This window comes from Methanolobus psychrotolerans (assembly GCF_002243045.1).
GTDB classification, from domain to species: domain Archaea; phylum Halobacteriota; class Methanosarcinia; order Methanosarcinales; family Methanosarcinaceae; genus Methanolobus; species Methanolobus psychrotolerans.
This window is the reverse complement of the sequence record NZ_MBKP01000001.1, coordinates 1-14,410: the sequence shown is the minus strand read 5'-3', so window position 1 is coordinate 14,410 and position 14,410 is coordinate 1. Positions and strand designations below refer to the sequence as shown.

11 protein-coding genes are annotated in these 14,410 nt (G+C 43.0%); 2 read left to right on the top strand and 9 right to left on the bottom strand.

Annotation, left to right across the window (positions count from 1 at the left end):
* Positions 1–168: 168 nt before the first annotated feature.
* From BB781_RS00055 to BB781_RS00015, 9 genes are all read right to left on the bottom strand, one after another.
* Entirely contained in the window at positions 169–690 is a 522-nt protein-coding gene (locus BB781_RS00055) for a nitroreductase family protein (RefSeq protein ID WP_094226460.1), read from the bottom strand.
* 85 nt (positions 691–775) lie between these two features.
* On the bottom strand, positions 776–1,783 hold the full coding sequence (gene ilvC / locus BB781_RS00050; RefSeq protein WP_094226459.1) for a ketol-acid reductoisomerase: 1,008 nt from the start codon (positions 1,781–1,783) through the stop codon (positions 776–778).
* 44 nt (positions 1,784–1,827) lie between these two features.
* Positions 1,828–2,313 carry an acetolactate synthase small subunit gene (gene ilvN / locus BB781_RS00045; RefSeq protein ID WP_094226458.1) on the bottom strand — a complete coding sequence of 162 codons (486 nt, stop codon included), beginning with the start codon at positions 2,311–2,313 and terminating at the stop codon, positions 1,828–1,830.
* Positions 2,310–4,007, bottom strand: a complete 1,698-nt coding sequence (locus tag BB781_RS00040) for an acetolactate synthase large subunit (protein ID WP_094226457.1) — start codon at positions 4,005–4,007, stop codon at positions 2,310–2,312. The genes ilvN and BB781_RS00040 overlap by 4 nt, the downstream gene beginning before the upstream one ends.
* Positions 4,008–4,085: 78 nt before the next feature.
* Positions 4,086–5,561: a (R)-citramalate synthase gene (locus BB781_RS00035; RefSeq protein ID WP_164997734.1), complete on the bottom strand. Its 1,476-nt coding sequence runs from the start codon at positions 5,559–5,561 to the stop codon at positions 4,086–4,088.
* 514 nt (positions 5,562–6,075) lie between these two features.
* The gene (locus BB781_RS00030; protein WP_164997730.1) at positions 6,076–7,380 is read right to left on the bottom strand and encodes an ATP-binding protein; all 1,305 of its coding nucleotides are present in this window, start codon (positions 7,378–7,380) and stop codon (positions 6,076–6,078) included.
* Between the two features lie 447 nt (positions 7,381–7,827).
* On the bottom strand, positions 7,828–8,874 hold the full coding sequence (locus tag BB781_RS00025) for a M42 family metallopeptidase (protein WP_094226454.1): 1,047 nt from the start codon (positions 8,872–8,874) through the stop codon (positions 7,828–7,830).
* A 121-nt stretch (positions 8,875–8,995) separates the two neighbouring features.
* Positions 8,996–9,508 (bottom strand): PEF-CTERM sorting domain-containing protein, encoded by a 513-nt coding sequence (locus BB781_RS00020; RefSeq protein ID WP_094226453.1) that lies wholly within the window; start codon positions 9,506–9,508, stop codon positions 8,996–8,998.
* A gap of 124 nt (positions 9,509–9,632) precedes the next feature.
* Complete coding sequence (locus BB781_RS00015) at positions 9,633–12,356, bottom strand: DUF1616 domain-containing protein (RefSeq protein WP_094226452.1); 2,724 nt, start codon at positions 12,354–12,356, stop codon at positions 9,633–9,635.
* 225 nt (positions 12,357–12,581) lie between these two features.
* On the opposite strand from BB781_RS00015, the gene BB781_RS00010 reads away from it, so the two are divergent.
* Both BB781_RS00010 and BB781_RS00005 read left to right on the top strand, forming a co-directional pair.
* Positions 12,582–13,364 carry a M48 family metallopeptidase gene (locus tag BB781_RS00010; protein ID WP_129582587.1) on the top strand — a complete coding sequence of 261 codons (783 nt, stop codon included), beginning with the start codon at positions 12,582–12,584 and terminating at the stop codon, positions 13,362–13,364.
* A gap of 14 nt (positions 13,365–13,378) precedes the next feature.
* Entirely contained in the window at positions 13,379–13,615 is a 237-nt protein-coding gene (locus BB781_RS00005; RefSeq protein ID WP_094226450.1) for a hypothetical protein, read from the top strand.
* Positions 13,616–14,410: the final 795 nt, after the last annotated feature.

Here is a 14,410-nt window from a genome sequence, read left to right as displayed (position 1 = left end):
TTTGGCAAAATTTTATATACTATAACATCCATTTTAAGATTTAGAGACGAATTGTCGACCTATTTCCTGATCATAGTCTACTATAAATGGGTCATGCAATCTACTACCTCCAATATACCACATTTATATCTCCAATTACCATTAATTCGTCTCTACCTCCTTTTTTTATTAAAATGCCATTCCGTACTTTTCACAATATGCTATGTCTTTCAGGTCTTTTCTTGCTGTGGCCGTGACAGTTATTGCAGGTTTGCCTATGGCAAGTACTGCCATGAGTTCCAAAGTATCCGGGCAACTCAGAATCAAGTTAACTTTATTTGAGTTATTCAGTATCTCTCCCAACCAGACTGCCCCAAGTTTCAGATCACAGCATGCCAGAAGCATATTCTGTATTGATGCGCCAATGGCCTGGACGTCCTTTGTCCGGTTGTACATTACATCCAGATCAAGGTAAACTGCTATCAGTAAAGGTGCATTCTGGATTATATCTCCGTAGTGTGTACAGGTTGCCAGTTCCTCCATGGTGCTTTTGTCTTTTATCACGATGAATCTCCATGGCTGGTTATTGAGGCCGGATGGTGCCCACCTGCCTGCTTCCAGTATGGTTTTGATTTCCTTGTTTTCAACCGGCTCTTCTGTGAATTTTCTTACGCTTCTTCTTGAAAGGATTATGTCAGTTACTTCAGGCATGTTTGATACCTCTGGTTAGCGGGAATGAGCTTGTAAGAATAATATTAGGATAAAGAATAAAAAAAGGTTGTGTAGACCTGAAGGCCTACTTTTCGTTCAATTCACTGTTCAGCCATGGCATCTTGGCTCTTATCTCTTTACCGATGACTTCCAGAGGATGTTCCCTGTCCTGCCTTTCCATTGCGGTAAGGACCGGCCTGTTTGCTTTGCCTTCAAGTACGAACTCACGGGCGAACTCTCCGTTCTGGATCCTCTCAAGAGCTTCGTACATAGCTTCCCTGGAAAGCTCGTTGATGATCTTAGGTCCGACAGTCATTCCGCCGTATTCTGCGGTGTTGGATACTGAGTACCACATTTTGTCAAGGCCACCTTCATGGATGAGGTCAACAATGAGTTTCAGTTCGTGGCATGTTTCAAAGTATGCCATTTCAGGCTGGTAACCTGCTTCCACAAGTACTTCAAAGGAAGTCTTGATAAGAGAAGCAACTCCACCACACAGGTCCACCTGCTCTCCGAAAAGATCTGTCTCTGTTTCCTCGCGGAATGATGTCTCATATACTCCTGCGCGTGTACATCCGACACCTTTTGCATGTGCAAGGGCCAGGTTCTTTGCATTGCCGGTCGCATCCTGGAAGACTGCGATAAGTCCAGGTACGCCTGCCCCGTCCCTGTAGGTTCTTCTTACGAGGTGTCCCGGGCTCTTTGGAGCTACCATGTAAACATCGATGTCCTTCTGTGGAACTATCTGGTTGTAGTGGATGTTGAATCCGTGTGAGAATACTATTGCATTGCCCGGCTCAAGTCCTGGCTCAATTTCGCTGTAGTAGACTTGTGACTGTGTTTCGTCAGGTAGCAGTATCTGGATTATGTCAGCCATCTTTGCGGCTTCTGCAACAGTCATGACCTTAAGGCCATCCTCTTCTGCCTGTTTCCATCTTCTGCTGCCTTTTCTTAAGCCTACGGTAACATCAAGTCCGGAGTCATGCAGGTTCTGTGCCTGTGCATGTCCCTGACTTCCGTAGCCCATTACTGCTATTTTTTTACCTTTCAGTAAGTTAAGATCTGCATCGTTATCGTAATACATCTGTGCCATTTTATGTACCTCTTTAAGTGAAATATCTATAAGCGTCTGAATAATTAAGAACTCTTCTGTCCTCTTCTCAGGGCTACTTTTCCCGTCCTGACCATTTCTTTTATTCCAAATGGCCTGAGCAGCTGTTCAATAGCAGCTATCTTGCTTTCATCGCCTGTAACTTCGATGACCATGGACTTTGAAGCAACATCGATTATGCGGGCCCGGAATATGTCTGCTATCTGCATTATTTCTGAACGGTTGCTGACATCAGAGTTTACCTTTATGAGTGCCAGTTCCCTTTCAACGGAATCTTCTGATTTAAGGTCTGTGACCCTGATAACGTCTATAAGCTTGTTGAGCTGTTTTGTGACCTGTTCCAGGACCTCATCATCTCCTCTTACCACTATGGTCATACGGGAAATGGTGGGATCATCAGTAACTCCTACTGTCAGGCTGTCAATGTTATACCCTCTTCTTGAGAACATGCCTGCGACTCTTGAGAGCACTCCGTATTTGTTCTCAACCAGGACTGCAAGTGTATGTCTCATTCTTTCCTCTCCAGGTCAAGTATTTCATTAATAGCAGCACCTGCCGGGACCATCGGTGATACGTTCTCCTCGCATTCGATGATGAAATCAATGACCGTAGGTCTTCCGGATGCAATTGCTTGTTCTATGGCCGGACGCACTTCTTCCCGTTTGGTAGCCCTGAGTCCCAGTGCACCATAGGCTTCTGCAAGCTTTACAAAGTCAACACTGTTCTGTATGCAGGTTGAAGAATATCTCTTGTTGTGGAACAGTTCCTGCCACTGTCTGACCATTCCAAGGTACCCGTTATTGAAAATAGCCACGATGACCGGTACGTTTTCCTGGACTGCTGTTGCAAGCTCCTGTGAGTTCATCTGGAATGAGCCATCACCTGCAATGTCAAAGACCACTTTGTCAGGTCTTCCTACTTTCGCTCCAATGGATGCAGGGAATCCGTAGCCCATGGTCCCAAGCCCACCGGATGTGATAAATGTCCTTGGTTTGCTGAATTTGAAGTACTGGGCAGCCCACATCTGGTGCTGTCCGACCTCTGTAACGATAATAGCATCTTTGCATGCCTCACATATCTGCTCGACTATGTACTGAGGTTTGATCCCATCGCCGGTTGCAGGTTCTACGTAGTATAGCGGATTGTCTTTCTTCCAGTGGTCTATCCTCTTGATCCATGCTTCGGATTGAGATGGTGATGCATATTTCAAAAGCTTCTGCAATATCCATTTTGCATCTCCGACAATTGGTATGTCCACTTTTATGTTCTTGGATATCTCTGCAGGGTCGATATCGATATGGATTATCTTTGCATTGGCTGCGAATGCCTTCAGTTTGCCTGTGACCCTGTCATCAAATCTTACGCCCACGGCTATCAAAAGGTCTGATTCCTGGATGGCATAGTTGGCGTATTTTGTTCCGTGCATGCCGGGCATTCCCAAAAACAGGGGGTTCTCTGCAGGAAATCCTCCCATGCCTGTAAGGGTTGTTGTTACGGGTGCTTTGATCTTCTCTGCAAATTCCAGGAGCTCTTTGCTGGCGTCTGAACTGATGATGCCGCCACCGGCGTAGATCACTGGACATTTAGATATCTCTATCTCTGAAGCTGCCTTTTTTATCTGCTGGAGGTTGCCCTGGTATGTGGGCTTGTAGCCTCGCAGGTCTACCTTGTCCGGATAATAAAACTCAATTTCCTGAAGCGTGATGTCCTTTGGGAGGTCTATGAGCACCGGACCCTGCCTGCCCGTGGATGCGATATGAAATGCTTCTTTGATTATCCTTGGAAGGTCATTTGCATCCTGTACAAGGTAATTATGCTTGGTAATTGGCATCGTGATGCCGGTAATATTTGCTTCCTGGAAAGCATCATTGCCAAGGAGGTTGCTTGGGACCTGACCGGTGAAAACGACCATGGGTATGGAGTCCATGTATGCGTTTGCAATGCCGGTTACAAGGTTTGTTGCACCGGGTCCGGAGGTTGCTAAACATACGCCCGTCTTTCCGGTAGCTCTTGCATATCCTTCTGCCCCGTGGGCTGCAGCCTGTTCGTGGCGGACAAGTATGTGACGGATGTTCGCATCATACAGTTCGTCGTATATGGGGAGCAGTACTCCTCCCGGGTATCCGAAGATGGTATCAACACCTTCTCTGTAGAGGCACTCGATGAGGGCTCGTGCACCTGTCATTTTTTCCGTCGATTCAGTCATATAAAACCTCTAAATGTTAATTCTGATCTGCGCGTAAATTGAATATTATCTGACTTTAAGTTTCTGACATTTTATTGGTCAGATCAGGCGGTTTATTCCGTTAAGGATTGCTTCCACAGATGCCATTACTATGTCTGTGCGTGATCCTCTGGATGTAACCATCTTCCCGTCCTTTGAGAGTTTCACCAATACCTCTACAAGTGCATCGGTTCCTCCGCTGATGGCATCAACATGATATTCCTCAAGCTGCACATCGGCAATGCCTGATATGCCCTTTTTTATACTTGCAAGTGTTGCATCAACAGGTCCGTCTCCGGTTGCTGCCTCCACGATTTCCTTTCCGTCTACCATGAGTTTGACAGAAGCGGTCGGTGTTACCTTATTGCCTGACACGACTGTAAACTCTTCAAGGAGAACTCTTGCCTCCCTTTGGATATTGAGCACAGTTTCGGTAATTGACTGCAGGTCTGCATCCGTGACCTTCTTACCGTGGTCTCCAAGCTCCTTGACGCGGTTAAGTATCTCATGCAATTGTGCATCATCGGTCTCAAATCCCATTTCCTTGACAGCTAATGTTACTGAACTCTTGCCTGCATGTTTTCCAAGCACTATCTTTCTTTCCCTGCCAAGTACCTCGGGTTTTATCGGCTCGTATGTGGATGTGTCTGCCAGCAGGCCATGTACATGAATGCCTGCCTCGTGGGTAAATGCGTTACCGCCGATAAGTGATTTGTTTGGTGCCACAGGTAAGCCTGTGAGCCTGCTTACAAGTCTGGATGTCTTGAAGATCTCTTGAGTATTGATTCCGGTCTTACATTTGTATAACCATTCAATGGTCATCACAACTTCTTCAAGGGCAGTGTTACCTGCTCTTTCACCAATGCCATTGATGGTCACATGGGCCTGCTGTGCGCCTGCTCTTAAGGCTGCTATAGTATTGGCTGTTCCAAGGCCAAAGTCATTATGGCAGTGAATGCTTAACGGTGCCTTTACTGCAGAGCAGATGTCGCTGAAAATGACTTCTGTCCTTTCAGGGACAAGTAATCCCACAGTGTCGCAGAAGCATAACCTGTCAGCTCCTGCTTCAATGCCATCGTTGTATAATGACTTCAGGAATTCAATGTCTGCTCTTGAAGCGTCCTCTCCGCTAAGCTCTACTATAAGGCCGTGTTCCTTTGCATATTCGGTTACCTCCACAGCCATCTGCCTTACGGTTTCCCTGTCTTTCTTAAGCTTTACATTGATATGAAGATCTGATACCGGGGCTACAAGGTGAATAGAATCCACATCACATGCCAGTGCATAGTCTACATCTGGCTTCATTATCCTGCAGTAGCTGCATATCTCTGCGTTAAGTCCCTGGGCAACCACTGCTCTTATGGACTCGCGCTCACCTTCAGAGGTGATGGCCGAACCAGCCTCGATAACGTTTACACCAAGTTCATCCAGTTTTGTAGCAATAGCTACTTTGTCTGTGCTGGTGAGTGCTACACCTGGTGTCTGTTCGCCGTCTCTAAGAGTTGTGTCTAAAAACCGGACATTTTCGAATAATATAATCCCTCACGATAGTTGTCTGCCATTAGGTAGCAGCCTAAAGGGATACACTGAAGTGCTATATATGTATAACGATTAATTTATCATGATTCCTCATGGGGGATGCCATATTATTTTCTGAAACTCAGTTCATAGTATAACCTGTTTTTTCAAATTATTGGGGATGAATTCACATCAGGAAAGTGAAAACTGCCAAACCCGGGATATTAATCAGACGACCCGATCACATAAAATTCACTTATATATCGGCAAGTTTTGCAGAATACTTCTCTTGTATATCGGTAAGTATGGGTGGGCCACACCACCAAGAACATACTAGCCGAGCTGCCCAATGCATGCCATTTTGAATTATGTGCTTATCTGGTTTCAATGTTAAGCTTAACAAAAGACGGTTGAATAAAATGTTGTTGATTTTAAGTTTAATGCTACAAAAGATATTCTTTCTACAGCAGCAATGGACTGCGCCGCCTTCTGCGTGGTTGTTGTACTGCTAACTATTCAGTTGTGGAAGCAGTTATGTCAACAGCCATTTCCAGATAGGTTCTACAAATATTTTCTTATCATCCATCTCTATTTCTTCTTCGATGTCATCGGTGAGTATGAACCCCTCTTTTATTGAGTATGTTTCCATGGCTGCTACAAGACCTTCAACCTCTCTTTTTCTTGTACTTTCGTTGCTCATATCCCAGCAGACCTGTATTGCAAGACTTACTTTGTTATTTTCGTTGATTATGAAATCTACTTCCTTCTGAGTTTCATTTTTCCAGTAGTATATGTCTGTGTATTCTCTTCTAAGATGCATGAACACTACATTTTCAACTAGCCTGCCATAATCTTCTGAGAATGAGAAAGCAACAGTATTCCTCAGGCCTGTGTCCAATGCATATACTTTTCTTGGATTGAGCACTTGCTCTTTTAGAGAGTAAGAGAATTTTTTTATGAAAAACAGCATGTAAGTGCTTTCAATGTATGAAGAGTAGCGCTCAACTGTGTCAAGGCTCATGCCGAAGATGTTTTTGATCCGGTTGTACGAGTTTGGGGCGGATACATTTGTCATATAATATTTAGCGAGTTCTTCCAGTTTCTGTATGTCTTTTATTTTGTATCTGACTGTAACATCTTTTATTATTATATCCCTGTAATATGTGTAAAGTATTTCTTTTTTGTTTCTTTCCTCTTCTTCAAGCGTGACCTTTGGGAATCCCCCCATCCTTATGTATTCTTTTAGTTCCTTTTTTATTGTGTGACGCTTCGCTATCATATCAAGATTTGAGTTTATACTTATTCCTTTGAACTCCAGGTATTCTTTAAAAGACAGAGGATATACTTCTGTATCCATATGGCGACCTGCAAGGACTGTTGAATACTCTGAACTTAATAGCTTTGAACTCGAACCGGTCACAAATACATGAATCCGACGGTTTTCGTGCAGATATCGTGCGAATTTTTCCCAACCGTCTACCACCTGGACTTCGTCAAGAACCACATATTGTTCGCCGGAATTTGTTTTGATCTCAGTCATATATAGTTCATATATCTTATTCAATAATCCAAGGTCCAGATTCCTGAAACGAGGATCTTCGAAGTTTATTATGAGGATGTTCTCTTTTTTTATTCCGGCATCTATCTTATTCTTCAAATATTGAAGGATGATCGTAGATTTACCTGTTCTTCTTGCGCCGGTAATTATTATTATCTCTTTTGATTTGGATTTTCTTTCGATCTCTGTCAACAGTTCATTCCTTAACGTGCCAGTAAACTGCTCTTTTGTCCAGAAATTCCAATCTATGAGTAGTTCTAATATTTCTTTTTTCTCCATAATATTACTCATGGACAACCAGATTATATATAATTTACTTCTGTATCGGTAAGTTTTACTGAATACTTATTTTTTGTATCGGTAATTTATTGAGAGGTAGTTTTATGTGTTAAGGATGGTGCTTTTTGATGTTGAAACAAATGCATTCTCTTTCATGTGTCATTGGTTAAGAGATGAATCGTGATAAATAGCATGTAGTTTTGCAACTTCGTCTAAAATGTGTGAGTAACAAAACCGGTAGTATACGATAACTTCTTAATTGAAATTACTAAGTGCCAATGGTCGTTATTGTCCGAAACCACTATCAATAAGTCAAAAAAACTCCTTAACCGAAGACCAATGCATTCTCTTTATAACCGCAGCAATGGACTGTGCCGGCTTCGCCGTGGTTGTTGCATTGTTTTGACACCCCATCACGGAAAAAGAAAGGGGAGATCATCTCCCGGTTTAGAAATAGTCGTTGACACTGAGCACTGCCTTTGCTAAAAGGTCGGAGCAGTGCTGAAGGTCTGCAAGGTCAAGGACCTCTACAGGTGAGTGTATGTATCTTGTTGCGACACTGAGGACTGTGGATGGGATCCCTTCCCTTGTAAGGTGGATAGCTGTTGCATCGGTTGTACCGCCGTCCCCTACGTCTGTCTGGTACAGGATGTTGTTCTTCTCTGCGGTCTCTACGAGCCATTTGACGACCTGGGGTGCTGAGATTATGCCCCGTCCGGCTGCGTCTGCTATGGTTATGGCTCCGCCTTTGCCGATGTCCAGTACGGAATCCTTCTTATCGATGCCGGGGTGGTCTCCGGGAATGGTGGTGTCTATGGCTATGGCAATGTCCGGATCGAGTCCGAAAGCGGCTGTACGTGCGCCTTTAAGGCCTACTTCTTCCTGCACGGTACCCACAGCATAAACGGTTGCTTTAATGTCCAGTTTTGAAAGCTGGCGCATGGCATCGATGACTATGGCACAGCCTGCCCTGTTGTCAAATGCTTTGCCGGTTATCTTGCCATTTGCAAGTTTTTTGACCTCACGGTCCATGGATACAGGAGTGCCTATGATAATTCCCATCTTCATGGCATCTTCCTTGTCATTTGCACCGACGTCAATGAACATATCATCTGCGTTGACCGGCTTTTTCCTGTCCTCATCCTTCATGACGTGTGGTGGCTTTGAACCGATAACCCCGGGGATAGGTCCTTTTGTGGTATGGACAACAACCCTCTGGCTGTGTAATGTGGGGTCAAACCATCCGCCTATCTTCACAAACCGGAGAAATCCCTTGTCATCAATGTATTTGACCATCAGTCCGATCTCATCCATGTGTGCTGCAAGCATGATGGATGGTCCTTCACCCTTTCTGACAGCTATGAGATTGCCCATCTTGTCAACTCTCATCTCATCCACGTATGGCTTGAGCTCTTCCTCAAGGATGGTCCTGATGTTCCCTTCGCTACCGGATATGCCGTGAGCATTTGATAATTTTGTGATTAATTTTTCCATGACGATCATCTTCTGATGCTATTCAGGGACGTATGGGGGTTAAATGAATATAAATGTTAGAGTCAGAAAAGAATGAGATAATTAAAAAAGAATAAAAAAAGATAGAAGTAAGTTTGTTAACTTACTCTTCCTTGCGGCGCTGCATGAAGAATGCAAGACCGAGTATTGCAGCTACTGGGAGTGCAATGGTTGGGAATTCAGGGATTGCTGTAAGTTCTCTTGATGCCTGTCCGTAAATGAATACCGGATCATTGTCAGCAACCTGTATAGTTACTTCATATGTTGCGCCATTAAGGACTCCCTCATCCAGGGTGAGTGCAATTACGCCTACATCTGTGTATGTTGGTGATGTTGTTGGTGCAAAGTCATGATCGAAAACTATTGTGACATCACTGTCAAGTCCACCACTAAGGGCTCTTGCTGCATATGTATATGCTTCACTGCCAGATGGGTTAACCAGATTGGTTGCCTGGTAGCTAAGTATTATTGTTTGTCCTGGCTTTAGTTGAAGTGGGTTGTCAGCAGGTGCATTTCCTAGTGCATTCCATATGTCTGCTCCGTGGGTCAGTCCTGCACTTGCAGTCCCAACCAGAGCGATCAGCGCTATAATTGCTATAGTTATTAATTTCTTCATTTTCGTACCACCTATTGATTGTTAAGGTTTTTTACTGTCAAACACCTTATTATATCTCTCATCTATATAAACATTTGTGGATGTAACCTAAAATGATACTCATCATTATTATGATATTTGCATTTTATCCTGTTGACACATAAAAGCTCCATGATTTCTCAATAGTGTTTCCTGCCTGGTCTGTGACACTAAGAATCACTTTCACTTCTCCTTCGTCAAGTGCTGCTGTGCTGTAATATAGGGATGCGTAAGTGATCTCTGCACTATTTGTGACATCATTTCCATTCACCCGCATGGTTATCTTGCTTCTTTCTATGCCTGCGCGGTCATCGGAGAATGAAGCTCTTATAGACGGGCTGTTCGTATTGACAATTTCACCATTGGCCGGGCTGAAGCTCTTTATTGTCGGATCTACCCTGTCGATGATAAATGTTTCTTCTTCATAGAGGCTCTGCGAATCTATGGTCTTTGCAGTTGCTGTTACACGTGCAACACCGTCATAGATGTCATCGTCCACTTCTGCTTTATATATGTACTTGTTCCCGTCCATATTCTGGAAGCTGACATCAAGTGTCCGTCCAGTTCGGTCTCTTACTACGATGGTCGGTTCTGTCTTAAGTGCTGTGGAAGACGTCACTATGATCTCAACATCGACGGAGGTCTTCTCCGGTTTTACATCTATTGTTAGCTCTTCCAGGGATTCATCTGTATATAGTGTGCCAAATGTGTAGGCAGTGTTATTTGCATAATCCTTGGCAGTGATCTCCACATTGTAGTTATCCTGCAGTTTGACCGTGTATTTTGCAGTCCACTTCAGGTTGTCTGTTGTTGTAAGTTTTACAGACTCGGAATCTCCAAAGGTCCATGGCACCATCAGGCATTGCACTTCTTTCAAAGGCTTGCTTGCTGTCACTGTCAGGTAAGTTGTATCGCTGGTAGGGTTTGGTGTGATGTCAAGCTCTATTTGTGGTGTTGTGCTGTCAACCTTTGTGCTGGTATCTGCAACAGGATGAACTGCTTCCTCATTAAGGGCGTTGTCAACTGCCTTTGATCGGAAGTAGTATGTTTCGCCCTGTTTTCCTTCAAATTCTGCCGAGGTTGCAGTGGTCTTGCTTATCCACCTTTTCCAGGTGCTGCCATCTGTGCTGTAATCGATGTCGTAGTAGTAGATACCTGACGTTCTATCAGTGCCGTTCCAGCTTACAGTGAATTTATTATTACCCACGCTTATTGGCAACGGAAGCACTTTGGACACCGGAAGGTCAAATTCAACGGTGTTGTCTTCCCGGATGTATGGGGATAAGGCTGATAGTGGCATGAAGCTTACTTCATCAATGGTAAATTTGACCGCTTTAAGGTCCATGTTGCGGTTCTGTGACAGGGCAAATATTAGTGTGTTCTTTCCTTCCTGTATCGTGACAGGTACCATGAGGCGCTGCCAGCCTTCATCACCATATATTCCATCGGACCATAGCAGCTGATCATTAAAGATGACTCTCTTGAACTGAGATTCCTCTTTATTCGGGGTGCCTTTTGTATAACTGTCCCTGAGATAAACCGAGAGCAATACATCTTCTTTTTTATCACTGTAAATTTCCTGCTGCAGATAGTACTGGTCATTACCAAACTGGCCCATCGTTCCTTCAAAAGTGTTATTGATCACAAAGGCCCTTGATGAGTAAATACCTGAACCGTTCACGTATGAGCCAGAGAATGCTGTCTCATTGTTTGAAATGAACTCCCATCCTTCATCTGTTTCCATGTCCGGGTTTTCCATCTGGATAAAGTCTATTATCTGGGAAACAGTGGATTCTACATCTTCCGTACTTATCTCCTGTGTTATCCATAGGTGTACTGACCGATAAGCAAAATTTCTGACTTCATCTTTATAAAGAGCAAACTCGAGTCTCTGTCTTTCCTGTTTAATCCTCTCCGGAGTGAGTACAAGTTCCTGTTCCCATTTATCCTCATGTCCCAGGGTTATTTTGATCTCTTCCAGTACGGAGCCATCCAGTTTCACCTGCAGTATGTAGTTCACATCTGCATGTTCATAGTTCTCTATACCTGCAATTACGCGGGCAGGATTTGAAGCTGAGATGGTCTGCGGATAATTTTCTGCCTTTCCGTCAGGTCCCAGAATATAGAGGGCGGTGAATGTTTCTTTTTCCCTTGTTGCTTTTGCATAGGCAAACATTGCACCTGCAATGATTATCGAAAGTACCATTGCTATCATAAGTGCTTTTGTTATCCTGGGGGATATCTCATGTATAGTTGAGTTTATCGAGGTAGGGCGGCACTCCTTCTTTTTACGTACCGATGAGACTTTTCTCCTGTTAGTTGTAGAGAATCTTTTTTCAGCTTCGATATTTTGGTTTGGTTTCAGAGTTTCTTCTTCTATTGCTGCATTGTTTGTCTCTTCAGATTTCAGCGACTGGATAAAAGCATTGTATGAAAAACTGAATTGCTCCTCTTGAGGAATACGTTTCCTGGATAAGAATGTAAGAATAACGAAGATAAATGTAAGGGCCACAAGTGAGATCGTTATGGAATTGGGCCTGAACTTCCATTCCGTAAGACTGATGATAAATCCATCAAATACCATGATGACAATGCTAAAACCAACGCTCAGGGTAAACCTTTCAATTCCGGATATTTCCCTGTTACCCGGGAACAGGGCAGATATGAATGCATAACCCGGGATGAAGAATATCAGCAATAAGGCAAAGGTTATCCTCAAAAGCGCTATATCACTAAAAGGCGGGACAAGGATACATATAACTGATAATAGCGATGCTGCTAAGAGTAGCTTAAGGTCCTGGGTATATGCACATTTGTTAGAGCCAAACATCAGTTCACGATATCCTTGCAGAGTGATTAATATATAATGAATAATTTAGAGATTTAATGTAATTATTTGCTAAAATATATAAGTATAGGGTGCTATTGTATTAATCCTTAAGATTGGTATACGTCATATGAAATAAAAGAGGGGTCTCCTATTAGAAATAAACTCTGGATATATCTGCTGTTCATTGTAATTTCCCTGCCTGTAATCCTTCTGGCATATTATTTTTTGGGGATTGTAGCTGCAGGTGCAAGCTTGCTGATCATGCTCATACTGGACAGGCAATTATATGTTTGCGCTTCGCGCATTATCCTTAGATGGTACCAGTGTGAGAAGATGCCCCCTGTTAAATATGCAGACGTACACCGGACCCTTGACAGGCTTGCAGAAAAGTTTGATGTTAAATGTCCCATACCCTATATGTTAAGATCATCGGTACCAATTCTCTTTACAGTAGGATCTGCCAGGAAATGTGAAATCGTTATGTCTCCCCGGATACTGGATCTTCTGGACAGTGAAGAACTGGAGGCCTTATTTGCACGTGAGATGGCAAGAGTGTCAGAGGGAAGTGTACCCCAAAATACTTTTGCAGCCCTTGTTGCAGGTATTATCGCATCTTTCTCTACAATCATCCTGTGGATGTCCCTGCTTAGTGGTTTTGGGCAGGAGAACGATCCTGCGCCTAAATTCATACGATTTCTTGCAATGGGCATTGTGATGCTCCCGGCAGCCCTGGTGGTGTACCTGGGTTCTGCTGACATGACCTTGCGCTCAGACATGATGGCTGCCAAAACGCTTGGAAATAAAAAAATACTTATTTCGGCCCTGAAAAGAGCACAAACAGATATGAACCTGAACTGTGTGGAATATTTCAACCCCGGTCATGTACACCTTTTTGCAATAAACCCTGTGAAAGTGAATTCTTTTATGGATGTTCACCTGTCCCTATTTAATATGAAACCGGACCTGTCTCATAGATTGAGGGCAATCGAAGGAACTGGCATAAACTGAACAGAGGTGTTATCATGCTATCAGAGATCAATTATTTCTTTAGAAGTCTTAAGAATTGGCAAAAAGCAATGCTGTTCAGCTTTGTGTCCTATTCTGTAATCCTTTTCGGAATTATTGTAGCGGTCACATTCATACTGAAGGATTTCAAATTCCTCCTTGTAGCCGGCATTAGCTTTGTTTACATGAGTACTGTAGTGGTTGCCATGTTCATTGCTGCAAGGATATTCAGGAAGAGGCTGATCGAAAACTAAATGCGCTCTTCTTGGTTAGGGTATACATCCTCTGAGGCCCGTTCAGTGATATGGCTAAAGATTTACACAAATCATCCCCTGCACTAATTTATGATTATCTTTTACATCGTGCGGGTAACATCTCTTGCAATGTATCATTCGTTTTTCAGACCCAGATAAAAAGATCAACACAGATTCAGGCCAAATATGAACAGAGATACACTGGAAACTTAGCTTATTCCCAATAACAAATATCCTATCGCAGGGCACAAAATGAATTTAGATCAAATCTGTGTCTAAAGATGAGCACCGTAGATTGTAACTATGTTCCAGATGCAGATTAACACTGATTAACACTGATTTTGCGTTAAATGGTTTTTTTCATCAATATGGCAGTTACTTTCCTTGAATGAATGGTTACTTATTGTCTTTTTTAGTTAATCTGTGTAAATCTGTGGAATCTGTGTCTAAAGATGAGCATCGTGGATTGTAACTATATTCCAGACGCAGATTAACACTGATTCACACTGATTTTGCGTTAAATGGTTTTTTTCATCAATGTGCAATTACTTTCCTTGAATGAATGGTTACTTATTATCTCTTTTAGTTGATCTGTGTAAATCTGTGGAATCTGTGTCTAAAGATGAGCATCGTGGATTGTAACTATATTCCAGACGCAGATTAACACTGATTAACACTGATTTTGCGTTAAATGGTTTTTTACACCAATATGGCAGTTACTTTCCTTGAATGAATGGTTACTTATTATCTCTTTTAGTTAATCTGTGGAATCTGTGGAATCTGTGTCTAAAGATG

What these genes read in the sequence shown, in the direction of transcription:
- ilvC (WP_094226459.1), bottom strand. Translation starts at nt 1,783, where the DNA reads ATGGCACAGATGTATTACGATAACGATGCAGATCTTAACTTACTGAAA.
- BB781_RS00005 (WP_094226450.1), top strand. Translation starts at nt 13,379, where the DNA reads ATGCTATCAGAGATCAATTATTTCTTTAGAAGTCTTAAGAATTGGCAA.
- ilvN (WP_094226458.1), bottom strand. Translation starts at nt 2,313, where the DNA reads ATGAGACATACACTTGCAGTCCTGGTTGAGAACAAATACGGAGTGCTC.
- BB781_RS00015 (WP_094226452.1), bottom strand. Translation starts at nt 12,356, where the DNA reads ATGTTTGGCTCTAACAAATGTGCATATACCCAGGACCTTAAGCTACTC.
- BB781_RS00055 (WP_094226460.1), bottom strand. Translation starts at nt 690, where the DNA reads ATGCCTGAAGTAACTGACATAATCCTTTCAAGAAGAAGCGTAAGAAAA.
- BB781_RS00040 (WP_094226457.1), bottom strand. Translation starts at nt 4,007, where the DNA reads ATGACTGAATCGACGGAAAAAATGACAGGTGCACGAGCCCTCATCGAG.
- BB781_RS00025 (WP_094226454.1), bottom strand. Translation starts at nt 8,874, where the DNA reads ATGGAAAAATTAATCACAAAATTATCAAATGCTCACGGCATATCCGGT.
- BB781_RS00030 (WP_164997730.1), bottom strand. Translation starts at nt 7,380, where the DNA reads ATGGAGAAAAAAGAAATATTAGAACTACTCATAGATTGGAATTTCTGG.
- BB781_RS00020 (WP_094226453.1), bottom strand. Translation starts at nt 9,508, where the DNA reads ATGAAGAAATTAATAACTATAGCAATTATAGCGCTGATCGCTCTGGTT.